The following is a 24,871-nucleotide window of genomic DNA, read 5'->3' on the forward strand; positions in this document are numbered from 1 at the left end:
CCGGCAACGGTATACCGGCCCGATTCTCTCTATCGACCGAGTACGGCGCAAGGTCCGATATGAAACGGCAGATACCCGACAGCGAGATCGACGCCGATACCTAAATCGCCTGGTCGACGGCTTATGCAACTCCCGTCAGCAGATCCCCGGGCAACCGATCATGCCCGGTCGCTTGCCAACCAACTTGACGCCGGTGCAGCATTGCGCTCGTTACGAGCAGGGCATCCGCGGTGGTCGTGTCCAACCGATCGCCGGCATTGTGTTGCCGATTTCTCAAAGCCGGAGGTCAGGTGTGTCGTCTGAGGTAGTCCGCTACGAAGTGGACAGCGGGACGATCACCGAGATTGAGATCGAGCCGGTCGCCGGGTTTCAACCAGCCAGCTCCGGTGACGTCGCGGGCCGGGTCAGGGAAGCCGCGAAACCCGCGATCCAGGCCGCGCGTGAGCTGCTCGACCAGGTCAGGGTGCTGACACCCGACGCCGTGCAGGTCAAATTCGGTGTCAAGGTGACCGGTACCACGAATTGGCTCATCGCCAAGGCAGCCACCGAGGGCAACTTCGAGGTAACCCTCCACTGGCAACCGCAGGCGTCGCCGGCTGACGGCAGCACGTTCGACAGTTAGGGGTCCACCCGGTGACCGCAGCACCGAGCGCCCCGTGGACAGTCGCCATCCATGACGGCGAGAAGACCCATATGCCGATCGGCACCGGCTTTGTCATCGACTCGAATCTCGTCCTCACCTGCGAACATGTGGCCTTCGTCAAGGGCGAACTCCGCGCCGACCTGTGGATTTCCTTTCCCAAGGCGAAGGTCAAATACTGGGATCGCCGAAAAGTCCGTCAGTGCCTGCACAACGGTCGCCCCGAACAGCACATTGACCTGGTGCTTCTCGAACTCGTCGAGCCTGTTCCCGCCCCCGTGACAGCAGCCCGGCTGAGGGTTCTACCGGCAGAGGCAATCAGCGGCAGGCCGTGGTGGGCGTACGGCTTCCCGCAGGACACCGTGGGCGGACGCCCGGCGCACGGCCAGGTGGGCGCCGAGGGCGGTTGGGGTCGCGTTCTGCTCACCTCGGAGTCCGACCCCGGCGTCGCCAAGGGCTTCAGCGGTGCTGCCCTGTGGTCGCCCGACTACGAGGCCGTGGCGGGAATCCTGCTGGAGGCCGACGCGTCGGGCCGCGGGCAGGCGCTGACCTTCGCCCACATCGACGAGATGATGCCGGAACTCAAGCTGGACTCGCTCGCCCGGTGGCGCGCCGAGGATGCCGACGACGCCGCCCTCGCCGCCTGGGGCTGGACCCTCGCCACCGACGACGAGGCCGGGCGGCACTGGCTGCCACGCGCGCGTGGAGTCGCGGTCGCCAGCGAAACGGGTTCCCGGTTCCGGGGGCGCGAGGTCGCGCTGCAACGGTTGACGAGCTGGCTGGACAACACCCAGCCGACGGGCCGGCCGATGATCGTCACAGGATCTCCCGGGGTCGGCAAGTCGGCGGTCCTGGGCCGCATCGTCAGCACCGCCGACGCGACGATCAGAGCGGCGCTACCGACATCGGATTCCGCCTGGCGGGCCACTGTCGGCTCGGTGTCCTGCGCGGTGCATGCCAAGGGCAAGAGCGCCTTGGACGTGGCGACCGAGATCGCCCGCGCCGCCGGCGTCGGGCTGCCGGAGCACCCCGAGGCTCTCGTGCCGGCACTGCGGGAACGGCTCGCCCGCCGGCCGACGCGGATCAACGTCGTGGTGGACGCGTTGGACGAGGCATCCAGCCCGGAGCAGGCCCGCCTGCTCATCGAAGAGGTGCTCCTGCCTCTGGCCCGCAGCGCCGACGTCGGCGCCCAGGTCGTCATCGGTAGCCGACGCGCCGACGACCAAGGCGACCTGCTCAGCCGGTTCGGCAACAACGCGGACCTGATCGACCTCGACGCGCTGGAGTTCTTCGCCGAGTCAGATCTGGTCGACTACGCGTGCGCGACTCTCCAGCTTCAGGGTGCCGAACGTCCTGGCAACCCGTACGCCGACGAGACCGTGGCCGCCCCGGTGGCACGGCGGATCGCCGAACTGGCAAACGGCAACTTCCTCGTCGCCGGACTGGTCGCGCGGGTTCGAGCGCTGCGCGACACCGTGGCCATCGACCCGGCCCGGGTGACGTTCAGCGGCACCGTCGCGGATGCCCTGGACACCTACCTGACGTGGCTACCCGACGCCGGTTCCACGCCGGCCCGGCTGACGCTTACCGCGCTGGCGTACGCCGAGTCGCCCGGGTTGCCGCTGGCACTCTGGCAGGCCGCAGTGGCAGCGCTCGGTGGCACTGCCACCGAGGCCCAGCTGGGTGAGTTCGCCCGCACCTCCGCGGCGAACTTCCTGGTCGAGACCGGCGGCGCCGGGCAGCCCACGTACCGGTTGTTCCACCAGGCCCTCAACGACGCGTTGCTGAGCGCCCGCGCCGACCTGACGAGCCAGGCCGACGACGAACGCCGACTGTTCCAGGAGTGGACGGCGATCGGGTGGCAGAGCGACTGGGCGGCGGCACCCGACTACCTACTGCGATCACTGCCTGGCCATGCCGCCCGCGCCGGCTGCGTCGACGACCTTCTCGGCGACGACAACTACCTGTTGCACGCCCGGCTCGACCGCCTCCTGAGGGTGAGCGGCTCGGCGCAGGGTACGGCCGCCCGCGCCCGTACCCACCTGCTGCAACGCACTCCCGCCGCAATCGCAGCCCCACCGGCCGAGCGGGCCGCGCTCTTCTCCGTGGTCGACAAGCTCGACGGTCTGCACGGTGACGTCTCTCCTGCCGGTGCGCCCTACCACGCACGCTGGGCACGCACTCCGCCTCGGCAGGAACGCGGCGTCTTCGAGGGCGGCCACACGCAGGGGGTTTACGACGTCTGCCCGATCACGGTGGCGGGCCGCACCTTGCTGGCCTCAGCAGGCGAGGATGGCACCGTACGGTTCTGGAATCCACTCACGAACGAGTCGGAGAGCCTGCTGAGCTGCCACGACGACTGCGTGCGCAGCATGTGCACGGTCCGGGTGGGCGGTGAGCTGTTCCTCGTGACCGCCAGTTACGACGGGTCGATCTGCGTCTGGGATCCGCACAGCGGCCAGCCGGTGCACACGTTCCACGGCCACGACGACTGGGTCCGGGGTGTGTGTGCGGTGCCGTTCCCCGACGGCGACCTGCTCGCCTCGGTCGGCGACGACGGGATGGTCCGGGTGTGGGATCCGAGCACCGGAACCCTGCGCCACACGCTTACCGGTCACGCCGGCTGGGCGACCGCCGTGACTCACCTGCCGCTCGGCGGGGCGGGGATGCTCGCGTCGGCCGGGTATGACGGCAACATTCGGCTGTGGGATCCGGTGACCGGCGAGGCCCTCAACACGCTTGCCGGACACACCGACTGGGTGACAACTCTCTGCACCGTCCGCGATGGCTCACGCACCCTGCTCGCGTCAGCGGGCTACGACGGCATGGTCCGGTTGTGGGACGCCGCCACCGGGCAACCGGATCGCGAATTCGCCGTCGGCACCGGACGGCTGACCGACCTGTGCACCATCGACACCGGCAGGGTGACGCTCCTCGCCTGCACCGGGGAGGACGGCGTCATCCGGCTCTGGGACGTCGCGTCCGGCGTCGAGCATCCCAGCCTGCGGGGCCGTGCGAGCTGGATCCACGCGGTCTGCGAACTGTCGATGACCGATCGCAAAGTGCTCGCGACGGCAGGCGAAGACGGCACGATCCGCCTGTGGAACCCGGATGCCGAACTTCCCGACAGGTCGACCGCCGACGGGCAGGTCGGACGGGTGACAGCACTCTGCACCCTGCCCATCGGAGACGAACGGCTGCTGGTCTCCGCCGGCAGCGACGGCAGCGTACGGGTCTGGGACCCGGCCGACGGCACCTCGCGCGGAGAGTTCCACAGCCGGTTCGGCCCGATAAACGCGCTGACCTGTGTTGACGTCGACCCGGCCGTGCTGGTGACAGGCCACGACGACGGGAGCATCCGGGTCTGGGACGCGGCGCCCAAGCCGACGCCGAAGCTGGCGATGGGCGGGTACTCCGACCCGGTGAACGCGACGTGCGTGATCGACGCCGACGACGGCCAGATCGTGGCGTCGGCCGGCGACGACAAAATGGTGCGCTTCTGGATGCCGGCAACCGGGGCCCTACGGGACAGCCTCCCCGGGCATACCGGCTGGCTCACCGCACTCACTGTCGTCACTCGTCAGGGCCGCCAGGTCCTCGCCTCGGCCGACAACACCGGCACGGTACGGCTCTGGGACAGCGACGGCACACCGCTGTGGCAGCAGCAGCCCGGTCACCACGATGCCGTACGTGCGCTCTGCGCGGTCACCCCGCACGGCGACACCCTGCTCGTCTCGGGTGGGGAGGACGGCTCGATCCGGCTGTCGGACCCGGCCGACGGCCGCCCGGTCGCCACCATGTCCGGGCACACCTTGCCGGTCACCGCCGTGCACCCGATGCCCTACGGCGATCGGGAGATCGTGGTGTCGACGAGCCTGGACTGCACCGTCCGGCTCTGGGATCCGCAGACGCACCGACTTCTCCAGAGCATCCCGGTCCGGCACCCGGCACTGACATGCCACTTCGTCGGGGGCACCCTGGTGGTCGGGTTGGAGCACGGCCTGCTGGCGCTCACGGTCGCCCAACCGCGCATTGCCCGACCCTCCTCCCTCCCGCCGATTGGCCAAGCGGCATGAGAACGCCGTTCGCGGGTATGAGCCGGAGATGAGGGCGAGTTTCCGACTCGGTCGGATCGCGGGGGTGCCGGTCGGCGTCAACTGGAGCGTTCTGGTCATCTTCGCGTTGATCGCCTGGGGGTTGGCCGCCAACCAGTTCCCCCGCTCGTACCCGGACCGCAGCCCCTTGGCGTACACCATCGCCGGGCTGGTGGCGGCGGTGGTCTTCTTCGTCGGTCTGCTCGCCCACGAGGTGTCGCACGCCGTGGTGGCCAAGCGCAACGGGCTGGCCGTCGATGGCATCACGCTGTGGCTTTTCGGTGGGGTTGCCGAGTTGCGGGGCGAGCCGCGCGACCCGGGCGCGGAACTGCGGATCGCGGGCGTCGGCCCGCTGGTGAGCCTGCTGCTCGGCGCGTTCTTCGGTGCCATCGCGGTGATTCTCGCGCTTGCCGGACAGGGCGGGCTGCTGCTCGGCGCGGTGGCGTGGCTGGCCGGCATCAACGTACTGCTGGCGATCTTCAACGTGCTGCCCGCCGCACCGCTGGACGGCGGCCGGCTGCTGCGCGCCGCCGTGTGGAAGGCCACCGGCGACCGGACCCGGGCCTCGGTGGTAGCCGCCCGGGCGGGGTGGGTGCTCGGCGTGCTGCTGATCGGCGTCGGCCTGTGGCAGTTCCTGTCCGGCGTCGGGTTCGGCGGGTTGTGGCTGGCGCTGATCGGCTGGTTCCTGATCGGTGCCGCCGGCATGGAGGAGCGGCAGGCCCGCACCGGCAGCGCGTTGCGCGGGATCCGGGTGGCCGACGTGATGACTCCGCAGCCGCAGACCGCCTCGGCGGACCTGACTGTCGCCGAGTTCGTCGATCACTACCTGTTCGCGTACCGGCATTCTGCGCTGCCACTGACCGAGGAGGGTCGCCCGAGCGGGCTCGTGACGCTGGACCGGGTACGGGGCGTACCGGCGGACCGGCGGGCGTCGACCACGCTTGCCGAGGTGGCCTGCCGAGCCGATGAGCTGGTTCTCGCCAAGCCGGGTGAGCAGCTCAACGACCTGCTGCCCCGGCTCACCGAGTGCGCCGACGGGCGGGCCCTGGTGGTGGACGACGAGGGTCGTCTCACCGGCATCATCTCCCCCAGCGACATCAGCCGAGCGGTCCAGCGCAGCACCCTCCGCGCCCCGACCACCACGTCCGGTTGATCATGAGGTTAGCGTGCGACACGCCGACCACCGACCCCGCCAACCTCATGATCACCGGAGGGAAATGGGCACCTTACGCCGGGAAGTAGTGGTTTAGGAGGTTGGTTCGGAACTTGCCCTTTGGGTCCAGGGTGGTCAGCAGGGCCTCGAAGTCGGCGTACCTCGGGTAGCGGGCGGCCAGGGCACCCGGATCGGTGACGAAGACCTTGCCCCAGTGTGGGCGGGGCGCGAACGGAGCCAGGCGTTCCTCGACCTCGGCCAGCACCGGCAGGACCGCGGCGGCGTCGTCCACCCAGGTGAAGTGCACAGCGAGGCTGTCGCGCCGGTAGTTCGGGCTGAGCCACAGCTCGTCCGCCGCCACCGTACGCAGCTCACACACGTGCAGCGCCGGCGCGATCAGGTGCGCCACCTCGGCCAACGCGGCGAGCACCTCGGCCACCGACGCGCGGGGCACGTGGTATTCGGACTGGAGTTCGTCGCCGCTGCTCGGGGTGAAGCCGAGCTTGAAGTGCGGCAGCCGCTCGTGCCACGGCCCCGGCACGCCGAGCTGAGGGGTGCAGTTCTCCGCCGGCATCCCGAGCACCGGGTGCCGTGGCTCGTCGGCGGCGGTGGTGCCGAGCCAGTCCGCCTCCGGCGGAGCCTGGTCCACCGACTGTTTGCGCCACACCTCCCGCAGCCGTGGCGTACGCCAGTCGGTGAAGACACTCACGCTGTACGCCGAGCCGAGCGCCTCGTCAAGCGCCTCGGGGGCCAGGTCGAGGCGTACGTACTGGCGCAGGTCGTAGGTCGGCACCACGTCCAGGGTGAGCCGGGTGACCACACCGAGCGCGCCGAGCCCGACCACAATGCCGGCGAACGTGTCGTCGTCACGGTCGACGTGCAACAGGTCGCCGTCGGCGGTGACGAACTCCAGGGCGGCGACGGCTGTGGCGAGGTTGCCGTGGGTCTGGCCGGAGCCGTGGGTGGCGGTGGCCACCGCGCCGGCCACCGAGATGTGCGGCAGTGAGGCGAGGTTCGCCAGCGCGTACCCCTGGGTGTGCAGGTGTTTGCCGACGTCGCCGTAGCGCAGCGCGCCGGCGACGGTGACCTGCCCGCGCTCCCGGTCGACCTCGACCGTCGGGGGCAGCCCGGCGAGGCTGACCAGGTCCCCGTCGGTGTCACCGAGGCGGTTGAAGGAGTGGCCGCTGCCGACCGCCCGGAGGCGGGTGCTGCCGGCGACGAGGCGGCGTAGGTCGTCGATGGTGTCGGGTCGGTGGAACTCCCGCGCGGAGTAGCGCACGTTGCCGGCCCAGTTACGGCGCGGCACGTCGGCAGCGGCCGACGGGCCGCCCGGTTCGAGGGCGGTCACGGCGTGGTCCTCCGGTCGGTGGTCGGGTGGTCGGCCAACGCGGCGGCGAGGGCGTCCAGCGCCGTTTCGGCCGCGAGCGTCCCGTACCCCCGCTGGGCGACCGGCAACCCGGCGGCGCGGGCGTGTTCGATCTCGTTACGGGCGGCCTGCCGGATCTGCGCGTCGCCGGACACCAGCGCGTCCTGACCGAGCCGGATCAACTGGTCGACCCGGTTCATCTGGTAGCCGCGCAGGCTGGCGGGCAGGTCGGGGTCGGCGAAGGCGGCGCGACGCAGCGCGGGCAGGTCCACGAAACGATCACCGGCGTAGCTGGTGATCGCGGCGGCCACCTGCTCGGGCTGCTCCCGGACCTGGTCGAGGACGAGCAGCTCGATCGCGGGCCGCCCGTCGATCGGGTGGCGGGCGGTCACCGGCTCGACCGGCACACCGGGCGGAGGCACCAGCAGCAGGCGCGGCGGCTCCGGGCGCCCGTCGCGTCGAGGTGGCTCGTCGAGGACCAGCGCGTCGACCTCGGCCCAGGCGATGGACCGCCGCAGGCCCGGACGCCTGATGGTCAGGCCCTCCGCGTCGATCCCGAACCGGAACGGCCGCAGGGCGCTGAACAGCGCCACGAGGCCGAGCGCGACAGCGCCGACCGCGATGACCGTCCGTAGCGGGGAGCCGTCGCTGGGCAGGGCCAACAACACCACCCCACCGAGTACGCAGACAACGGCGAGCAGCCGGGACCCCCGACTCCGGCGCAGCTCCACGCTCGGACCCCCGTTCATGACCGTGGCGTAGCTTCCCGCATCCTCCGACAGACCGGGCGCCACGGACACCGGACGATCGGGCACGGTTGTTCTCGTCATCGTCGGGGAACCCTACGCCCATGAGCAGCTATCGCGACCCTGCCCCGCGGGGCGACGTCTTCCCGTCCGAGGAGGAGCTGGACCCGACCGGCAGCGCGGTCGAACCGGCCAGTGCTCCGCCGGACGCCCGGTGGGCGAGCCATCCGTCGCCCACGCCTGGTCCCCGTCCGACACCCGCTCCCGCGCCCGCGCCGACGCCCGTACCGTCGCCCGGGCCGCCGCCGCGCGAGCCCGGCGCCGGGTCGCTGTCGATCGTGACCCGGCACCTGGACGGCTCGGTCGAGGTGGTCACCGACCTCGACGGTGACGGCCTCGCCGACATCGTGGAGATCGACGTGGACGGTGACGGCGTACCGGACATCACCTATGTGGACAGCGACCGCGACGGTCGGCTGGACACCGTGCTGCGCGACCCGGCCGGGAACGCCCACCGCGGGGACTGACCCGCCGGGCCAGCGCTCACAGGTTGGCCATCACCTCGGTGGCGACCAGTTCGACGTGGTCCAGGTCGCCCAGGTCCAAGACCTGGAGGTAGAGGCGCTGGCTGCCGATCTTGGCGTACCGGCCGATGGTTTCCAGGACCTCGTCGGGCGTCCCGGCCAGGCCGTTGGCCCGCAGTTCGTCGGGTTCGCGGCCGATGGCGGCGGCCCGCCGTGCCACTTCGGCGTCGTTGCGCCCGCAGCAGAGCACCAGGGCGTTTGACCACACCATTCCGGCCGGGTCGCGACCGATCTCGGCGCACGCCGCGCGGACCCGCTCGAACTGTGCCGCCGTGTCCGCCACGGAGGCGAACGGCAGGTTGAACTCGTCGGCGTAGCGGGCGGCCAGCCGGGGCGTGCGCTTCGGGCCCATGCCGCCGAGCAGGATCGGCGGACGGGGCTGCTGCACCGGCTTGGGCAGGGCCGGCGAGTCACTGACCGGGTAGTACCGCCCGGCGTGATCGAACCGCTCCCCCTGCGGCGTGGACCAGAGGCCGGTGATGACCGCGAGCTGCTCCTCCAACCTGTCGAACCGCTCGCCCAGGGGCGGGAACGGGATGCCGTACGCGGTGTGCTCGTCGCCGTACCAGCCGGTGCCGATGCCCAGCTCCACCCGGCCGCCGCTCATCTGGTCGACCTGCGCCACGGTGATCGCCAGTGGGCCGGGCAGCCGGAAGGTGGCGGCGGTCATCAGGGTGCCGAGCCGGATCCGGCTGGTGTCCCGGGCAAGGCCGGCGAGGGTGGTCCACGCGTCGGTGGGGCCGGGGTCGCCGCTGACCGCGCCCATCTTGAGGTAGTGGTCGGACCGGAAGAACGCACCGTAGCCGGCGTCCTCGGCGCAGCGGGCCACCGCGAGCAACTCGTCGTAGCTGGCGCCCTGCTGGGGTTCGGTGAAGATCCTCAGTTCCATGATCCGAGCATAGGTAGCCGTTCGGCGCGGCGCGCACGGATGCGGAGGCCGAACGGCTCGACAACGGCTGAGCCGGCGCCGATCGTGCCGGCTCGACTGTCGCTCAGACGTACGGCCGCTTGGCGTACGCCTCGCGCAACGCGGCCAACCCGGCCGCCTTCGGCGACAGGGTGCCCCACCCGGAGTTGAAGTAGTTGGTCCGGACGATGCGTGGCCCCCGCTCGGCGTTGAGTTGGGCGATGGCCGCCGGGACGGTGGCGATCCAGGCCGCCTGGTCGGGGATTTCCGCCACCCGCACCCCGTACTCCGCGATGATCACGGGCCGGGACAGCGCCACCGGTCCGAGGTCCGCCACCGCCCAGTCCCTGGTACGGCGGAAACGGGCCAACGCGGTCTGCCCGGGGGCCGTGGCGTAGGCGTTCCACTGGAGGAAGTCCAGCCGGGCCATCAGCGACTCCGGGTGGGTGCGCTGGTAGCAGGCCCGGTCGAAGCCGCCCACCCCGATCGAGAAGGTGGTGCCGGTGGGCAGCGCCCGTCCCTTGAACCAGCTGATGATGTAGTTCACCGCCTGCACGGCCCGCGCGTCCGACTCCGCCCAGGTGTACGCCTTGCCGTTCTCGGTGGTGCCGAACTCGTGGTCGGTGTCCAGTTCGGAGGCGAGTTGGATGTTCACCCCGAAGCCGAGTGTCCGATACTGCGCCAGGGCGCGGTGCAGCAGTCCGTCGCACTGGCCGGTGATGACCTGCGTGTACCCGTACGCCCTCGGCCAGGTGGTGCCGGGGCGCTGCTGGATGGTCATCGACGGCGCCGGCACCGTGTACGAGGTTCCGTCCACTGTGAACGTCTGCGGCCCGGCGTTCGGTGCGCCGTAGTGCTTCAGCTCCAGCACCATGTTCATCTGCACCCGGGCCTTGCCGAGGCTGGTCAGCCATGGCCGGTTGTAGCCGGGGAAGATGTAGCCGTCGGCGAGGCTGCGGTACTGGGTCAGCGAGCGGAAGTTGCCGCCGGCCATGTCGGCTGTCGGATCCGCGCCGCCGGACAGGTAGTAGCCGCCGAGCACCGGCTGGCTCAGCTCGTAGTCGGCGGTCGCCGTCGCGGCGTGACCGGCGGCGTCGCAAACCTGGACGGTGACCCGGGGCATCACGCCACCGCCCGGTAGACGGCCACCGAGCCGTTGTCGGAGACCCGGTTCCAGGTACGCCCGGAGCTGTCGGAAACGGTGACGGTGAGCGGGTCGATGACGGCGCTGACCTTCACCGGTGCGCTGCTGTTGCCCTGCGCGTCGGTGACCACGATGGTGACGGTGAGCGGTTTGGTGTCGGCGTCGGAGTACGTGACGGTCAGCAGCATCTGGTCACCCGGCGCGAAGACGGATGCGTTCAGTGCTACGGTCGCCGTGGGAGCGGCCATTGGGGGGTCCTTCCTGAATTCGGGTCGCCGGGGCCGGTCGCGCGGGTGAGCGACGTCGGCCCCGGGCGGAGTCCACGGTGGCTGATGCCGGTAGGCGCGGATGCGGTGGCGACCGCGAAGCGGCGAACTGCCGGCGGTGATGACGTCCTTGTCCCGGTGGGCGGTGAACACCGCTGCTGGTGCCCGCGGCGGTGGGAAGGGATATGGCCGACATCTGTCCGCCTCTTTCCCTGCCCCAACAGTGCCCCACCAGGGGCTTTACCGTCTTGTCCTGTTTGCGACACGCATACCTACTTATCCACTAAAGGGCTGATCGGCTGGTCAGGTCTGGGCTCCGGCAGCAGGAGCGCGTGTCCGCCGTGTCAACGTAATGTTGACAGGTGACTACGGAGCTGGACCGGCTGACGGACGTGCGGGTGACCCGCACCGGGCTGGACGAGCAGGAGTTGGACCTCATCGACCGGGCGCGCCACGGTGGCGCGACGTGGGCTCAGATCGCGACGGCGTTGGGCCTCGGCACCCGGCAGGCCGCCGAACAGCGCCGGCAACGCCTGCTGGCCGCGCGGCGATCGCGGCGGCAATACCTCGACCTCAGCCTCTCGCCGCAGATCGTGGCGCTAAGGGCCGCCGTGGTCGACCTCGATCGGTGGATCGGCGCGGACCGACTGTGGGACACCCGGTTCCGCCGGGCCGCACTCGTCCGCAGCACGGTGGACGTCGCCCTCGATGCGGCTCCAGGCTCGCTGTACGCGTTGGCTCTGCACCTCGTCACCGACCTGGCGGCGGCGGGCGACCAAGTGCCGCCACCGGTCCGAATCGTCACGGGAAGGCTGACCACCACCCTGTCAACAAGCCATTGACAAAGCCCTAGGCGTATTGCTCCCCCACGGCTCAAGAATCAGAGTATGAGTCATCCCGGCTCAACCTGGAGGGCTCATGCGCCGCAACGCGGGGTTGTTCGTGACGATCTCGCTGTTGTCCGGCTTCGGCGGCAGTGCCATGTCCCTGGTCTCCGGCATCTGGATCCTGGACCTGACGGGTTCCACAGGCCTAGCGGCGCTCGCCGGCCTCTGCGTGTACGCCCCGGTGCTCGCCGGCCCGTGGCTGGGCGCCCTGCTCGACCGGGCCCCCGACGCCCGCTGGTCATCGCCGTCAACCTCGCCCTGGCCACCGTCCTGCTGGCACTGTTCGCGGTGCACGGGCCGGGACAGACCTGGCTCATCTTCACCGTCTCGTGCGCATACGGACTCAGCTACGTCCTGATCGACGCCGGTGAGACCGCACTGCTGCCGTCCGCGCTGCCGCCTGCGGAACTCGGCACTGTCAACGGGTGGCGCTCAAGCGCCCAGGAGGGCATGAAGCTGATCGCGCCACTGGCCGGCGCGGGCCTCTACGCCTGGCGCGGCGGTCACGCCGTCGTCGCGCTGAGCGCGGCGATGCCCGTCCTCGTCGCCATCCTGTACGCAGCCGTCCGCCTGCACCGCACGCCACCTCACCGTCCAGCCCGGCGGGACAACGGCCTGCGGGCGGGGATCTCGCTGCTGTCCGCGCAGCGGGCGACGCGTGTGCCGGTCGTGCTCGCGGCCGTGTCGATCGCCATGTCCGGCTTCTCCACCGCGGCGATCTACGCGATCGTCGTCTCGGAGCTACGCCTACCGACGACGTTCCTCGGTGTGCTGGCCAGCGCACAGGGCACCGGTTCCATCGCCGGTGGCCTGATCGTCGGGTGGCTCATCAACAGGTGGGGCACCAACGCTCTCGGCGCCGCCGGGGCTGCGCTGTTCGCCCTCGGCTGTCTGGTGCGTTGCCTACCGTGGTGGCCGGTCACCGTCGCCGGCGCGGCCCTCGCCGGTGTCGGCCTGCCCTGGACCCTCGTCGCCGGGGTGACAGCAGTTCAGACGCACACGCCGTCGACGCTGCTGGGCCGGGTCTCCGCTACCGCCAACACGGCGATGTTCGGGCCCCTCGTGGTGGCGATCCCCCTCGGCTCGGCGGCCGTCCACCTCGGTGCCCGCCCACCGCTCGTCGCCGCTGCCGTGTTCTGCCTGGCAGCCGTGGCCGTCGTCCACCGCCCGCCGTCACGACGAGGGGCTGCCTGATCGGGGTGGACGCACGTGGATGCTCGACGTGGTGTGCTTCGATGCGTTCATGCTCCGAAACCGAGTGCTCGCCGTGCTTCTGCTGCTGATCGCGTTCGTGGCGCTGGTGCTCTCGCACACATTTCCGTTCCTGGACGACCTCTCCGAGCTGGAGGAGACGGCGATCGTCGTCGTAGGTGCGGTCTGCTGCCTGGCCGGTGTGTCACTGTGGCTGCGTAAGGCGCCCCGGGGGGACGATTCTCCGCCGCCCGCGTGACGCCCGGACGGAGCTGACGCCGGTCCGTTCCCCGGCCGTCACCGGGTGCTGCGCCACGATCGGCGGACCGGGGCCGCCCCGGCGTAACGACTGAGGACATGCGCAGCAGCAGTGACGGCGATCACACCATCGCGGGACCCGATCATCCGGGAGCCGTCGTCTTACCCCATGTGAGACGAAGCCTGGATGCGGCCGACGAGCAGGAGCTCGTGCGCCGCGTGGCCCGCGGTGACCGGCGGGCCTTCGACGAGCTCTACAGGCGTACGGCGCCGTGGCTGGAGGTGCGGCTGCGTCGCCGGTGCGCCGATCCGGACGTGGTCGCCGACGTGCTCCAGGAGACCTACCTGGCCGTCTGGCGGGCTGCTGGCAGCTTCGCTGGCGACCACGTCAAGGGCAGCGCCGTCGGCTGGTTGTGGACCATCGCCGCGCACCGCCTTGTCGACGCGTTCCGGCGCCGCGCCCGGCAGGCACAGATGCCGCAGGTGCACCCGGGCGTCACAGTGGCGCCGGCCGCCGAGGACGAGGTGCTGGCCGGCCGGGTCGGGCAGGAACTCGAACAGGCCCTGGCCGCCCTGCCGCCCGAGGTCCGCGCGGTGCTGCGGGCCACAGTCCTCGACGGCTTCTCCGTCCGCGAGACGTCGGTGCTGCTGGGCGTACCCGAGAACACCGTCAAGTCCCGGGTCCGCCGAGCCCGGATCGCCCTGCGGGAGGCCCTGTCATGACCACGCATCCCACCCTGAGCGAGATCGACAGCTACGCCGAGGGCGGCCCCGGGCTGGACGAGGCGACCGTCTGGTCGATCGAGGTGCACCTGGAGAGCTGCGGCGACTGCCGTGCCCGGCTCGCCGGCAGCACCACTGCCGCGTCGCGCGCCCTGATCGCCCAGGTCGCGGCGGCCGTCGACAGCGAGATCGCCGCCGGCCCCGCCCCACGATCAAGAGCCTTCCTCCGTACGCCGGTGCGGCAGCGCTGGTTCGTGGCGGCGCTGCTGCCGTGGGTGGCCATGACCGCCGCCGTGCTCGGCACCGCCACCGTGCTCACCAACCTTCTGCCCCAGTTGCCGTCGATCGTGTTGCTGCTCGCGCCCCTGGCACCGCTGCCCGGTGTCGCGGCCGCCTGGAGCAGACGCGCCGATCCGGCCTGGGAGTTGATCGCCGGTACCCCGTCGGCCGGGTTGAGGATGCTGCTGCGGCGTACCGCAGTGGTGCTGGTCCTTGTCATCCCGGTGCTCGCCGCGGTCACCTCGGTCGGTACGAGCCGGCCGAGCCCTGCGCTGCTGCTGTTGCCGTGTCTGGCCTTCACGGCAGCCACGCTGCTGCTCGGCTCCCTCGTCGGCGTCCAGCGCGCAGCGATCGGCCTGATGGCGGCCTGGGCCGCCGCCGTGGTCGCACCCAGCCTGGCAAGCGCGGAGCTGCCCGTGCTCCTCGAACCCGCCTCCACCGGCGCGTGGGCCCTCCTCACGGTCGTGCTGGCCGCCCTGACCCTGCTACGCGCCGACAGTTTCCGGCGCATCACCTCGTTCTGAGAGGAACCACAATGCGAGCGGTGAGCACTGCGGAAACGACAGCTACCACCCATCCCTGGGCCATTCACGCCGAGGCGTTGAAGGTGCGCGCCGGGCGTCACCTGGCCGTCGACGGGCTCGATCTGAGCCTGGGCACCGGCGTCCACGGCCTGCTGGGGCCCAACGGGGCGGGCAAGACGACGCTGATGCGCGCCCTCGCGACGGTGCTCACGCCGTCCGGTGGGCGGCTGACACTGCTCGGCTGCCCGGTCGACGGCCGCGCAGACCTGCGCCCGGCCCGACGCGCGCTGGGCTACCTGCCGCAGCACTTCGGCTACTACCCGCGGTTCACGGTGCGCGAGTTCGTGGCGTACTTGGCCTGGTTGAAGGAGATGCCGAAGGCCGACATCCCGGCGGCCACGCAACGCGCGATCGACCGGGTGGGGCTCAGCGCCAAGGCCGACGCCCGGCTCAAGACACTCTCCGGCGGGATGCTGCGCCGCGCCGGCGTGGCCCAGGCCATCGTGAACGACCCGCAGGTGCTGCTGATGGACGAGCCGACCGTCGGCCTCGACCCGGAGCAGCGCCTCGACCTGCGCGAACTGCTGCGTGACCTGGGCACTGACGCGTGCGTGCTGGTCTCCACCCACCTGGTCGAGGACGTGGTGGCCGCCTGCACGGAGGTGGTGCTCGTCAACGAGGGTCGGCTGGTGTGGCAGGGCACGCCCGCCGGGCTGGTCGCGCAGGGCGACGACGGTCAGGCGGGCGACAGCCCTGCCGAACGCGGCTACTCGGCCCTGCTGCGTCGCCACCGGGCGGAGGCCGTCCGATGAGCATCCTCCGGATCGAGTTGCGCCGCTCCGCGGCTGCCGGCGCCGCCCTGCTCGCGTTCGCGGTCGGTGTGGCCGCCCTCTACCTCGCCCGGGGACGCTGGGCGGACGGCTGGTTGCCTCTCACGCTGGCCACTAAGGAGTACATGCTCCTGCTGTGGCCGATCGCCCTGGCCGCAGGCGCGTGGCAGGGCCGCCGCGAGCACCGCGCCAAGGTCGGTGAGCTGTTCGACACCACACCCCGCTCACCGTTGCGGCGGATGCTGCCGGTGCTCGTCGCGATGGGTGCCACGCTCGGGCTCGCCTACGTGCTCGTCGTCGTCGCGGGCGGCGTACAGCTCGCCTCGACCGCCGGCTACTTTCCGCCGGACGTCGTCGCCATCGTGCTTGTCGGCGCGCTGTCCCTGATCGCGGCGACCTGGCTGGGCCTGGGCATCGGGCGGCTGCTGCCCGCGCTGGTGACCGCCCCCGTGCTCGCCGTGGCCGGTGTGCTGCTGGTCTTCTTCACAGCGGTCATGCAGCCGGACTGGCTGGCTGCGGTGCTGTCCCCCGCCTACGGCAGCGGCTCGTTCTATCCGTTCCAGACCATCGACGCGGGGGTCACCGCCGCGCTCGCCGTCTGGATGGTCGGGCTCGCGCTGACGGGCGTACTGCTGCTGGTCGCCCGGGGCCCACGGGTCTGGCTGGCCGCCGCGCTGCCGGTGCTGCTCGGCTTCGGCGCCGCAGCGGCGATCGTCCCCCGCGACGAGGCCGCTCTCGTCGCACCGGTCGATCCGGTCGCACGCGAACTCGTCTGCACCAACGACACGCCGAAGGTCTGCGTCACCCGGATCCACGCCAACGTGCTTGACACCCTGACCCCGCTCGCCCGCGAAGGGCTGGCCGTCCTCGCGAAGCTGCCGAACGCCCCCACCCAGGCGCACGAGGAACGGCGGGCCTACCTCACCGATGGTCCGCCGGCTCGTGACCTCGACGTCGTCACGGTTTTCGTCCGGATCGACGAACGTGGTGGCCTGGCCCATCCCGACGCCGTGGTGCCCGAGATGGTCTTCGGTCTGGGCACCGGGTACGGCGACACGCGCTGCGAGCGCAACGGCGCTGTCGAACGGGCAGCCGCCTACTACCTGCTCGGCAGCGAGCCGGTCTCCGCAGTCGAGGCGATCCCCGAGATGATCGAGGAAGATCCGGAGATCACCGCCGAGGCTGTCGCGCTGTGGCAGGGACTGCAAAAGCTGCCGGAAGCGGAGGCGCTCTCCCGCGTGACGGCGGTCCGCGACGCGATCCTGGCCTGCCGGGACAGCACCGGGCTGCTGTCGCGGTGATCCTCCACCTGCGCGCGCGACGCGTACCCCTGGCACTCGCCGCGTCCGTCGGCGCCGCCGCCCTGATCTGGGCGCTGTGGCTGACCTTCGCCAAGGAACGCGACGCCATCATCCTGATCGTCGTGCTGACGCTCGTGCTGATGGTGTCGGTCCTGTCGACAACGCTTGCCGCCCCGGACGAGGATCTGGAGCGCACCGCGTCGCTGCGCTGGCCCTGGCGCCGAGCCCTGCACCTGCTGGCCGCGCTGGCGCTCGTGCTCGTCGTACTGCTCGCCACTCTGCCCACCGACGCCCGTTTCGGCCCCGCCGCGCTGGTGCTCCGCGACGCCGCCGGTTTGCTGGGCCTGACCGCCCTGTGCGCGAGCGTCGTCGGCGCGGCCCGCGCCTGGTTCCTCCCCCTGGGTTGGACGGTCGTCGCCGCCCTGTTCACCCAGTCGAGCACGTGGGGCGCCCTCGCCACCTGGCAGAGCCAACCCCACGCCAGCCGACCGGCGGCGGTGGTCGCCGCCGTCCTGGCGGTAGCGGGCTTGCTGACGTACGCGTTCCTCGGCTCCGCCCGACGCGACTGAAACGAGGCCACCGCCAACGGTGACATCGGGGTATCCGCACGAGTCGGATACCCCGATGTCACCCGAAAACGGGTCGACAGCAAACCTCCGCTGGGTACAGCCTGCACCGCCCCGGCCGGTACCGGTTACCGGCGACCGCTCACCTCTCCGTGCGGCCGGGCTCCCAGCCGAGGCGCGCGGACAGCCGCGCGGTCGACTCGAGCAACGCGTCACGGCAGTCGTCGAACTCGGACTCGAACCGCTCCTTGGGCCCGCACACGCTGATGACGGCCGTTACCGCGCCCTTGTGGTCGAAGACCGGCGCGGCGACCGATGCGGCACCGCTGCGCCGCTCCCCTGTCGACCGCGCCCAACCCCGCTCCCGGACGACCCTGAGCTCCTTCAGCAGAGCAGCCGTGTCGGTGATCGTGCCGTCGGTGACCGGTTCCAGCGCGTTTTCGAGGTAACGGTCGATCCCGTCCTCCGTGAAGAAGGCGAGGAACGCCTTCGACGACGCGCCCGCGTGCAGCGGGTACGGCGTGCCGAGGCTCACCGACATGATGACCTCGCGCCGGGGCACCACCTCGTCGACGTAGATGCGCCTGCGCTGGTCCACGCGTACGGACAGGGTCGCCGTCTCGTTCGTCCGGTTTGACAGCCGGACGAGCTCCGGATGCGCCATCCGGCGAATGTCGATGTGCTCCATGTAGGCGAGACCGAGTTGCATTATGCCGATGCCGAGGGAGTACCTGCGCGTCGTCTCGTCGAGCTCGATCAGACCGCGCACGCGCAGTGATGCGAGCATGCGGTGCGTCGCCGCCTTCGACATGCCGAGCCCATCGGCGATCTCACTGACGCCGAGGTCGCGGGTCGGTGCGTCCTTGAAATACATCAACAGATCCGCGGCCCGCACGACCGTCGCGATTGTGGCGCTCGAGACCTGAGCCCCCATCTGGAGCTCAGCGTCAGCCCGCTGCCTGCCCTGCGACAACTGTCTGTCCCTTCCCAAATCGTGCCCCTCGGCCGCAGTCAGTGGCATCGAGCACGGTGCCGGTAAGCCGATCGTGGTGGGTCGCCATGTTACTCGCCGTACCCGACCCATCCGCCGGCCCGCGCCGAGGCGTACCAGAGATCCACGAGGCGTACGGCTTCCAAGCCGTCGTCCCCCCTCACGGGGAAGGGTTTCCCTAGTTCGACGGCACGATCGGCCGCCCGAAAATACTCCAGATGGCCGGCGCCGTACAGCAGGTCCGCGCCCTCGGTCTCCGGCTCCGGCGGGGTCATGCCCTCGGGGCTCGACACCACCCGGGAACCTTCGATGACAACGGTCCCCTCGCTGGCGGAGAGGGTGATCCGCACGCCTGCGCCACGAGCTGCGACCGCCACCATCGAGACGGCAGCCCGCACGTCGCCGGGCAGCGCGATGAGCGCCGTCGCGGCGTCGTCGAACGATCCCCTGACGTCGGCCACGAGGCGCTCCGGAGCACCGAACCACCACGCGAGCAGGTCGAGGTAGTGGACCCCGACCGTGAGCAGGAGGCCGCGTCCCGCCCGGGCCTCGCTCGTCTGCCAACCGGGCACCTGGACGGCCGCCGGCAGGTTGACCTCGACGACGACGTTGTGCACCCGCAGCGTGCCGTCGGCGACGATGTCCCGGACCCAGCGCAGTTGGGCGTAGGACCGGTAGTTCATCAGGCAACCGAGCTCGACACCGCCGGCCCTGGCGACGGCCACCATCCGGCCCGCTTCTTCGGCGTCGCGGGCGAGCGGCTTCTCCACGAGGACGGGAATCCCGTTGGCCGCCGCCACCTCGACGGTCCATTCGTGCAGATCGTGCGGCAGCGCCACCGAGATCGCGTCGGGACGCGCTTCCTTGATCGCCGCGTCGAGGTCGCTGTGGACGGCATAGCCCGCGGCGGAAGCTCGTTCGCGGGCCTCCGACGAGGCCTCGACGACACCGGCGACGACAGCCGTCGAGACACGCGAGAGCGCGGCCGCGTGCACCTCGCCGGCCCGGCCGTAACCCACGACGAGCCAACGGCTCATTTCGATCCTCCAGCCTGCGTCCGGAACCACTCCGCGACGAACGCCCAGTCCTTCTCGGCGGCCGTGCCGTCGACGCCCTCGCCGAGCGCCCCGGCGATGACGTCACCGAGGGGAAGCCGACCCGCGTGCTGCCGCGCCTCCGCGCGGGCCAGGTCGACGTCCTTCTTACCCAGCCGCATCGTGAACGCGACCGGCTCGTAACGCTGTGCCACGACCATCTCGCCGTAGGCGCGATGGATCAGCCCGGAGAACAACCGCTCGGTGAGTACGTCGAGCAACTGTCCCGGGTCCACCCCGGCGCTCTCGGCGACCCCGGCCACCTCGCCGAGCGAACTGGCCGTCACAGCGATCAGGTAGTTGCCGAGGATCTTGACCAGGTTGGCCTGTGCCGCCTCCGGAAAGGTGTGGACGCTGACCGCCAGGTCGGCGAGGACCGGACGGATCAGATCCACCGGCTCCGCGTCCCCACCCGCGACGACGGTGAGCTGACCAGCGACCGCTGCCGCGGACCGCCCGAAGACCGGCGCCGAGACGTAGTGCGCGCCCCGAGTCCGGTAGAGGCCGTCGAGGTCGCGCGACAGCCCGGGCGAGATGGTGGCGCAGTTGACGTGGACGCTGCCCGGTGACACGGCCGCGAGGACCGTGTCACCGGCGAGGACCTGGCGCACCACCTCGTCGTCGGGCAGCGTGCTGACGACGATGTCGCGCGCTGCCACCTCGGAGATGTCTGTGCTGACAGTGACGCCGTGGGCGGCGGCGTCGGCAGCGCGTGCCGCGCTCCGGTTCCATCCGAGGACGGGACGGCCACGATCGACGAGCCTCGTGGCCATCGCCATCCCCATGCCGCCCAGCCCGATCCACCCGATGGTGGGGTTCGCGGGCGCGTCCGGCAGCGCGTCGCTCGTCACGACCACTGCCAGGTCGAGCCGCGCCGAAGGAAGCTGTCGCAGCCGGTCTCCTCGAACAGCTCGCGCTGGACCTCGTTCGCGCGGCGCACGGCCTCCTTGAGGTCGACCTGCACCGGCTCACCCCGGCGCATCATCGTGCGACCGCGCACGACGACCCGGTCGATGGAGTCCGGGGCCGGCCCGCCGGACCAGACGAGGTTGGCAAGCAGCGCCCCGTCGGGAGCCGCTGTCGTCTCGCGCGACATGTCGATGACGAGCAGGTCGGCTTCCTTGCCCACCTCGAGCGAGCCGATCCGGTCACCGAGGCCGAGCGCGCGGGCGCCGCCGATGGTGCCGAGTTCGAGCGCCTCCTCGGCGGTGCCGAACAGCAGCTCGTCGCCGAAGTTGCCCTTGTCGCCACGGGTGAGCCGCCGCGCGCTGTCACCGATGCGCTGGGCCATGAGGTACGACCGCAGCCCGAGCCAGTAGTTGTGGCCGTACGAGACGACCGGACCGTCGAGGCCGATACCGACGGTGACCCCGGCGTCGAGGTACTGACGCGAGTCGAAGGTGACCATTCCGAGGATGAGTTCCATGTCCGGAACCAGGGAGATGGTGGCGCCGGCACGGGCGATCAGCTCGGCCTCACCCGGGCGGATGTGCTGGGCGTGGATGCCGATGACGTGCTTGTCGAGCATGCCCTCCGAGTGCAGCCACTCGAACGAGCCGCCCTCCCAGCCACGGACCTCCTTGAGGTACGCGCCGTCCATCATCGAGGGAGCGTGGATGTCGAACTGCTTGCCCTTGTCGAGCGTCCACTGGTAGAGCGCGCGCAGGTCGGACTCGCTGACGTAGGTGATGCCGATCGAGCTGGCCGTGACCGACATCGTCTCGGAGTCGAAGGCGGCCGCGAGCCGGTCGGTCTCGCTCAGGGCGGTGTCGATGTCCTCGCGCAGCTCCTCCGGCACCGCGAGCGGGTCGTTGATGAGCAGGCGCGCGGCGCGGGCGCGGATGCCCGAGTCGGTCAGGGCGCGAAGCACGCCGTCCATCGAGCGCTTGTTGGCGTGGGTGAAGTGGTCGTCGGTCGTCGTGGTCACGCCCGAGCGCAGCAGGTCGAGCGTCGGCGTCATCGCCGACCAGTAGGACCGCTCCTCGTCGCAGGCGCCGGTCATCGGGTAGTAGAACCCGAACAGCCGCTCCTGGAACTTCGTGCCCTCGGCCATGCTGCGGATGCAGCCCTGGACGAGGTGCGTGTGCGTGTTGACGAGCCCCGGCATGACGAGGTAGTCGGCACCGCCCCAGGTCTCGCCCGGCTGGTAGGGGGCCGGCCCGGTGCCGACCTCGACGATGGCGCCGTCGGTGATGGCGACCCAGCCGTCGGAGAGCACACGCCGGTTGGCGTCCATCGTGATGACCCGGCCCCGGACCAGAACATCACACTGTGAAAGCTCGTTCATGTATCGGCCTTCCTCTACTTTGTGGCGGTGCTACTTCATCTGCGCGGGGCACAGCGGCAGGTGGTTCAGGCTTGGTCGAACTGCCCCGGGTAGTGGCATGCGACGAGCACACCGTCCCGTCCGGGTTGCAGGCCCAGCTCGCGGGTCCGGCACTCGGGGCGCGCGATCGGGCAGCGCGGCGCGAAACCGCAGACCGACAACGGGTCGACGTCGCCGGCATCGCCGCGCAGCGGGATCTCGGGGCGCCGTTCCTCGGTTCCCAGGTGCGGGACGGCGCTGAGCAGCGCCGCCGTGTACGGGTGCAGCGGCCCGGTGAGCAGGGTGCTCGCCGGGCCGGTCTCGACGACACGGCCGAGGTACATCACCGCGACGCGGTCGCAGAGGTGCCGGATGACGCCGATGTCGTGGGAGACGAGCACCGCGGTCAGCCCGAGGTCCTTCTTGAGGTCCTCCAGCAGGTTGATGATCTGCGCCTGGACCGACAGGTCGAGGCCGGACATCGGCTCGTCCATGACGACGACCTTGGGCTGGACGACGAGAGCGCGGCAGATGCCGACGCGCTGGCGCTGGCCGCCGGACAGCTCGTGCGGGTAGCGGGACTCGATGCTCGGCATGAGCCCGCACTCGGCCATGTACTCGCGGATCCGCTTGGCCCGCTGGGCTTTCGAGAGATCGGTGAGCCGCCGCAGCGGTTCCTCGATGATCTGCCAGACGGTACGCCGGGGGTTGAGCGAGCCGAAGGTGTCCTGGAAGACGTACTGGACGAAGGTGTGGTCGACGCCGCGGCGGCGGTTCGAGAGCTCCTTGCCGTCGGCGTACCCGATGACGCCGTCGGTCGGCTGGTCGAGGCCGGCGAGGATCCGCGCCGTCGTCGACTTGCCGCAGCCCGATTCGCCGACGATGCCGAGGGTCTCGCCGAACGCGAGCCGGAGGTCGACCCCGTCGACAGCCTTGGTGATGTTGGTGCCGCTGCCGAACACGCGGCGCAGACCTTCGGCGTGGATGGCGGTGACGCCGGGTTCGGCGCGGACCGAGGGCGGGGCGATCGACACGCCTGGCGACCGGACCGGCTCGCTTGGCGCCGGCGACCCGTAGGGATGGATGCAGCGGACGAGCCGCCCCTCGGGCGCGTCCGGCGCGGGCAGGAGCGGGGGGTTCGCCGTGCCACAGTCGGCGGTCGCCGTCGCACAGCGCGGCTGGAACCGGCAGCCGACGGGGAACTTGAACAGCTCCGGTGGCCCGCCGGAGATCGCGTTGAGTTTCGTGCCGGGTCTGCCGTTCTCCGGCCGCGCGTCGAGCAGCGCCCGCGTGTAGGGGTGCGCCGGCGAGGCGAGAACCTCCTCGGTGGGCCCGCTCTCGACGACGTTGCCGGCGTACATGACGACGACGCGGTCGCTGTAGCCGGCCACGACACCCAGGTCGTGGGTGATGAGCAGTACGCCCATTCCCCACGACACGGCGGCCTCGCGGACGAGGCGCAGGATCTGGGCCTGGACTGTCACGTCGAGGCCGGTCGTCGGCTCGTCCGCGATGAGCAGCTTGGGCTCGTTGGCAAGCGCCATCGCGATCATGACGCGCTGCTGGGTGCCGCCGGAAAGCTCGTGGGGGTACTGGTCGATCCGCTGCTTGGGGTTGACGATGCCGACGTCGCCGAGCAGGCGCAGGATTCTCTCGCGTACCGCGGCCTTCGGCAGTTTGCGGTGCAGCATGATGGCCTCGCCGATCTGCTGCCCGACCGTGTGGAACGGGCTCAGCGCGGTCATCGGGTCCTGGAAGATCATCCCGATGTCGCCGCCACGCACCCGGCGCAGGTCGGCGGGTTCGAGCGTGGTGAGGTCCTTGCCGTCCAGCAGCACGCTGCCGCGGGTGAGCTGCACGGGGTGGCGGATCAGCTGGAGCACGGAGAGGGCCGACAGGGACTTGCCCGACCCCGTCTCGCCGACGATGGCGACGATCTCCCCGGCGGCCAGGTCGAAGTCGATGCCCGTCACGGCCTCGGTCTCGCGCTTGCCCTTGGTGATGGACACGGTGACGTCGCGCACCGCGAGCAGGGGCGGGTTCGGAATGGTAGTCATCGGGTCCTCGGGTTCAGAGTCTTGCGGAGCGTCCGGCCCAGCACCGTCGCGCAGAGCACCGTGACGGTGATGGCGACGGCGGGCATGAACGCGTACCACGGGTTCTGGATGAGGAAGGCGCGACCGGAGGCGAACAGCTGCCCCCAGTCGGAGGCCGGAGGCTGCACGCCGAGGCCGAGGAAGCTGAGGCCGCTGACGAGCAGGAGCACCGTCGCGACCGCGAACGTCCAGAGGACGAGCACGGACGACATCACGTTGGGCAGGATGTGCTGGAAGGTGATGCTGAGGGTCGACCCGCCACTACCACGCGCCGCGAGCACGAAGTCGGCCTGCCGGAGGGTGAGCACCTCACTGCGCACGACACGGGCGAAGTGCACCCACCCGAAGATCGACAGTACGAACAGCAGCGAGCCGATGCTGTTGCCCTGCGACGTGATGACGACAAGGGCGAGAACGATGTTGGGGAAGGCGAGCTGCACGTCGCAGAGCCAGTCGACGACAGGCCCGATCCACCGACGGTTCATGCCGCCGACGAGGCCGAGCACGGTGCCGACGATGGCACTGATCGTGGCGGCGCCGAAGGCGAGGGCCAGGGCTGTCCGGGCGCCGAAGATGAGCCGGGAGAGCAGGTCGCGGCCGAGTTCGTCGGTGCCGAGCAGGTGGTCGCCGCTGCCGCCGGCCCACACGGGCTTGAGCAGCGCCTTCGCAGGGCTGGGCTCCTCCGGGTCGTATGGTGCGACCTGGTCGGCCAGCAGTGTCACGACGATGATGGCCAGCAGCACGACGAGGCTGACCACCCCGCCCTTGGACCGCAGGAACGAGCGCGCCAGGGTCCGCGACGGGTCGCGCTGGCCGGGTACGGGCGGACCGCCCGGCGTCGCCGCAGCCGCACGGACGTCGGCGGCCACCGTGTCGGCGTGGCCTGCCGGGCCCGGCGCGCTGCCCGGTGGCGGTGTCTGAGCCAT

Annotated in this window: 22 protein-coding genes and 1 pseudogene; 12 read left to right on the top strand and 11 right to left on the bottom strand. The window is 70.9% G+C overall.

Annotation, left to right across the window (positions count from 1 at the left end; all coding sequences use genetic code 11):
- The first annotated feature begins 193 nt into the window (after positions 1 to 193).
- The 3 genes from ACLQ23_RS23455 to ACLQ23_RS23465 are packed head-to-tail and all read left to right on the top strand — an operon-like array spanning position 194 to position 5,887.
- Entirely contained in the window at positions 194 to 622 is a 429-nt protein-coding gene (locus ACLQ23_RS23455) for a CU044_2847 family protein (RefSeq protein WP_355595305.1), read from the top strand.
- Between the two features lie 11 nt (positions 623 to 633).
- Complete coding sequence (locus ACLQ23_RS23460; RefSeq protein ID WP_355595133.1) at positions 634 to 4,716, top strand: AAA family ATPase; 4,083 nt, start codon at positions 634 to 636, stop codon at positions 4,714 to 4,716.
- Between the two features lie 28 nt (positions 4,717 to 4,744).
- Positions 4,745 to 5,887 carry a site-2 protease family protein gene (locus tag ACLQ23_RS23465; RefSeq protein ID WP_355629532.1) on the top strand — a complete coding sequence of 381 codons (1,143 nt, stop codon included), beginning with the start codon at positions 4,745 to 4,747 and terminating at the stop codon, positions 5,885 to 5,887.
- A gap of 73 nt (positions 5,888 to 5,960) precedes the next feature.
- Here ACLQ23_RS23465 and ACLQ23_RS23470 read toward each other — a convergent pair whose 3' ends face one another.
- Entirely contained in the window at positions 5,961 to 7,193 is a 1,233-nt protein-coding gene (locus ACLQ23_RS23470; RefSeq protein ID WP_355595303.1) for an FAD-binding protein, read from the bottom strand.
- A gap of 38 nt (positions 7,194 to 7,231) precedes the next feature.
- Complete coding sequence (locus tag ACLQ23_RS23475; protein WP_355595129.1) at positions 7,232 to 8,002, bottom strand: hypothetical protein; 771 nt, start codon at positions 8,000 to 8,002, stop codon at positions 7,232 to 7,234.
- Between the two features lie 101 nt (positions 8,003 to 8,103).
- Here ACLQ23_RS23475 and ACLQ23_RS23480 point away from each other — a divergent pair, with 101 nt between their 5' ends.
- Positions 8,104 to 8,526: a hypothetical protein gene (locus ACLQ23_RS23480; RefSeq protein ID WP_425881086.1), complete on the top strand. Its 423-nt coding sequence runs from the start codon at positions 8,104 to 8,106 to the stop codon at positions 8,524 to 8,526.
- 16 nt (positions 8,527 to 8,542) lie between these two features.
- Here ACLQ23_RS23480 and ACLQ23_RS23485 read toward each other — a convergent pair whose 3' ends face one another.
- The 3 genes from ACLQ23_RS23485 to ACLQ23_RS23495 all read right to left on the bottom strand — a co-directional run bounded on the left by ACLQ23_RS23485 (position 8,543) and on the right by ACLQ23_RS23495 (position 10,882).
- Positions 8,543 to 9,472 (bottom strand): LLM class F420-dependent oxidoreductase, encoded by a 930-nt coding sequence (locus ACLQ23_RS23485; RefSeq protein ID WP_425881087.1) that lies wholly within the window; start codon positions 9,470 to 9,472, stop codon positions 8,543 to 8,545.
- A 103-nt stretch (positions 9,473 to 9,575) separates the two neighbouring features.
- Complete coding sequence (locus ACLQ23_RS23490; RefSeq protein WP_425881088.1) at positions 9,576 to 10,613, bottom strand: hypothetical protein; 1,038 nt, start codon at positions 10,611 to 10,613, stop codon at positions 9,576 to 9,578.
- Positions 10,613 to 10,882: a hypothetical protein gene (locus tag ACLQ23_RS23495; protein ID WP_425881089.1), complete on the bottom strand. Its 270-nt coding sequence runs from the start codon at positions 10,880 to 10,882 to the stop codon at positions 10,613 to 10,615. The genes ACLQ23_RS23490 and ACLQ23_RS23495 overlap by 1 nt, the downstream gene beginning before the upstream one ends.
- 380 nt (positions 10,883 to 11,262) lie before the next feature.
- On the opposite strand from ACLQ23_RS23495, the gene ACLQ23_RS23500 reads away from it, so the two are divergent.
- From ACLQ23_RS23500 to ACLQ23_RS23535, 8 genes and pseudogenes are all read left to right on the top strand, one after another.
- Positions 11,263 to 11,742, top strand: coding sequence for a hypothetical protein (locus ACLQ23_RS23500; protein WP_425881090.1), 480 nt, complete (start codon positions 11,263 to 11,265; stop codon positions 11,740 to 11,742).
- A 115-nt stretch (positions 11,743 to 11,857) separates the two neighbouring features.
- Positions 11,858 to 12,981: pseudogene (locus ACLQ23_RS23505) on the top strand (MFS transporter).
- 49 nt (positions 12,982 to 13,030) lie between these two features.
- Positions 13,031 to 13,237, top strand: coding sequence for a hypothetical protein (locus ACLQ23_RS23510; RefSeq protein WP_425735673.1), 207 nt, complete (start codon positions 13,031 to 13,033; stop codon positions 13,235 to 13,237).
- Between the two features lie 170 nt (positions 13,238 to 13,407).
- On the top strand, positions 13,408 to 13,959 hold the full coding sequence (locus ACLQ23_RS23515; protein WP_355629517.1) for an RNA polymerase sigma factor: 552 nt from the start codon (positions 13,408 to 13,410) through the stop codon (positions 13,957 to 13,959).
- Complete coding sequence (locus ACLQ23_RS23520; RefSeq protein ID WP_355629514.1) at positions 13,956 to 14,762, top strand: anti-sigma factor family protein; 807 nt, start codon at positions 13,956 to 13,958, stop codon at positions 14,760 to 14,762. Before ACLQ23_RS23515 ends, ACLQ23_RS23520 begins: the two co-directional genes overlap by 4 nt.
- An 11-nt stretch (positions 14,763 to 14,773) precedes the next feature.
- Complete coding sequence (locus tag ACLQ23_RS23525; protein ID WP_355629512.1) at positions 14,774 to 15,574, top strand: ATP-binding cassette domain-containing protein; 801 nt, start codon at positions 14,774 to 14,776, stop codon at positions 15,572 to 15,574.
- Positions 15,571 to 16,893, top strand: coding sequence for a hypothetical protein (locus ACLQ23_RS23530; protein ID WP_355629509.1), 1,323 nt, complete (start codon positions 15,571 to 15,573; stop codon positions 16,891 to 16,893). Before ACLQ23_RS23525 ends, ACLQ23_RS23530 begins: the two co-directional genes overlap by 4 nt.
- The gene (locus tag ACLQ23_RS23535) at positions 16,890 to 17,462 is read left to right on the top strand and encodes a hypothetical protein (protein WP_355629507.1); all 573 of its coding nucleotides are present in this window, start codon (positions 16,890 to 16,892) and stop codon (positions 17,460 to 17,462) included. Before ACLQ23_RS23530 ends, ACLQ23_RS23535 begins: the two co-directional genes overlap by 4 nt.
- 139 nt (positions 17,463 to 17,601) lie before the next feature.
- Here the strand turns inward: ACLQ23_RS23535 and ACLQ23_RS23540 are convergent, their stop codons facing one another.
- From ACLQ23_RS23540 to ACLQ23_RS23565, 6 genes are all read right to left on the bottom strand, one after another.
- Positions 17,602 to 18,393, bottom strand: coding sequence for an IclR family transcriptional regulator (locus tag ACLQ23_RS23540; RefSeq protein ID WP_355595105.1), 792 nt, complete (start codon positions 18,391 to 18,393; stop codon positions 17,602 to 17,604).
- A gap of 128 nt (positions 18,394 to 18,521) precedes the next feature.
- Positions 18,522 to 19,487: a Gfo/Idh/MocA family protein gene (locus ACLQ23_RS23545; RefSeq protein ID WP_355629505.1), complete on the bottom strand. Its 966-nt coding sequence runs from the start codon at positions 19,485 to 19,487 to the stop codon at positions 18,522 to 18,524.
- Positions 19,484 to 20,395 carry an NAD(P)-dependent oxidoreductase gene (locus ACLQ23_RS23550; protein ID WP_355629502.1) on the bottom strand — a complete coding sequence of 304 codons (912 nt, stop codon included), beginning with the start codon at positions 20,393 to 20,395 and terminating at the stop codon, positions 19,484 to 19,486. The genes ACLQ23_RS23545 and ACLQ23_RS23550 overlap by 4 nt, the downstream gene beginning before the upstream one ends.
- Positions 20,392 to 21,831, bottom strand: coding sequence for an amidohydrolase family protein (locus ACLQ23_RS23555; protein ID WP_053653301.1), 1,440 nt, complete (start codon positions 21,829 to 21,831; stop codon positions 20,392 to 20,394). Before ACLQ23_RS23555 ends, ACLQ23_RS23550 begins: the two co-directional genes overlap by 4 nt.
- 65 nt (positions 21,832 to 21,896) lie before the next feature.
- Positions 21,897 to 23,906 carry a dipeptide ABC transporter ATP-binding protein gene (locus tag ACLQ23_RS23560; protein WP_425881091.1) on the bottom strand — a complete coding sequence of 670 codons (2,010 nt, stop codon included), beginning with the start codon at positions 23,904 to 23,906 and terminating at the stop codon, positions 21,897 to 21,899.
- Positions 23,903 to 24,871, bottom strand: coding sequence for an ABC transporter permease (locus tag ACLQ23_RS23565; protein WP_355629495.1), 969 nt, complete (start codon positions 24,869 to 24,871; stop codon positions 23,903 to 23,905). The genes ACLQ23_RS23560 and ACLQ23_RS23565 overlap by 4 nt, the downstream gene beginning before the upstream one ends.

The sequence above is a fragment of the Micromonospora sp. DT41 genome (genome assembly GCF_049841715.1).
Taxonomy (GTDB): domain Bacteria; phylum Actinomycetota; class Actinomycetes; order Mycobacteriales; family Micromonosporaceae; genus Micromonospora; species Micromonospora profundi.

Coding starts and splice junctions, on each gene's coding strand:
- ACLQ23_RS23465 (WP_355629532.1), top strand. CDS start 4,745: ATGAGGGCGAGTTTCCGACTCGGTCGGATCGCGGGGGTGCCGGTCGGC.
- ACLQ23_RS23475 (WP_355595129.1), bottom strand. CDS start 8,002: ATGAACGGGGGTCCGAGCGTGGAGCTGCGCCGGAGTCGGGGGTCCCGG.
- ACLQ23_RS23480 (WP_425881086.1), top strand. CDS start 8,104: ATGAGCAGCTATCGCGACCCTGCCCCGCGGGGCGACGTCTTCCCGTCC.
- ACLQ23_RS23485 (WP_425881087.1), bottom strand. CDS start 9,472: ATGGAACTGAGGATCTTCACCGAACCCCAGCAGGGCGCCAGCTACGAC.
- ACLQ23_RS23490 (WP_425881088.1), bottom strand. CDS start 10,613: ATGCCCCGGGTCACCGTCCAGGTTTGCGACGCCGCCGGTCACGCCGCG.
- ACLQ23_RS23495 (WP_425881089.1), bottom strand. CDS start 10,882: ATGGCCGCTCCCACGGCGACCGTAGCACTGAACGCATCCGTCTTCGCG.
- ACLQ23_RS23510 (WP_425735673.1), top strand. CDS start 13,031: ATGCTCCGAAACCGAGTGCTCGCCGTGCTTCTGCTGCTGATCGCGTTC.
- ACLQ23_RS23520 (WP_355629514.1), top strand. CDS start 13,956: ATGACCACGCATCCCACCCTGAGCGAGATCGACAGCTACGCCGAGGGC.
- ACLQ23_RS23525 (WP_355629512.1), top strand. CDS start 14,774: ATGCGAGCGGTGAGCACTGCGGAAACGACAGCTACCACCCATCCCTGG.
- ACLQ23_RS23530 (WP_355629509.1), top strand. CDS start 15,571: ATGAGCATCCTCCGGATCGAGTTGCGCCGCTCCGCGGCTGCCGGCGCC.
- ACLQ23_RS23540 (WP_355595105.1), bottom strand. CDS start 18,393: ATGGGGGCTCAGGTCTCGAGCGCCACAATCGCGACGGTCGTGCGGGCC.
- ACLQ23_RS23545 (WP_355629505.1), bottom strand. CDS start 19,487: ATGAGCCGTTGGCTCGTCGTGGGTTACGGCCGGGCCGGCGAGGTGCAC.
- ACLQ23_RS23555 (WP_053653301.1), bottom strand. CDS start 21,831: ATGAACGAGCTTTCACAGTGTGATGTTCTGGTCCGGGGCCGGGTCATC.
- ACLQ23_RS23560 (WP_425881091.1), bottom strand. CDS start 23,906: ATGACTACCATTCCGAACCCGCCCCTGCTCGCGGTGCGCGACGTCACC.
- ACLQ23_RS23565 (WP_355629495.1), bottom strand. CDS start 24,871: ATGGCTCAGACACCGCCACCGGGCAGCGCGCCGGGCCCGGCAGGCCAC.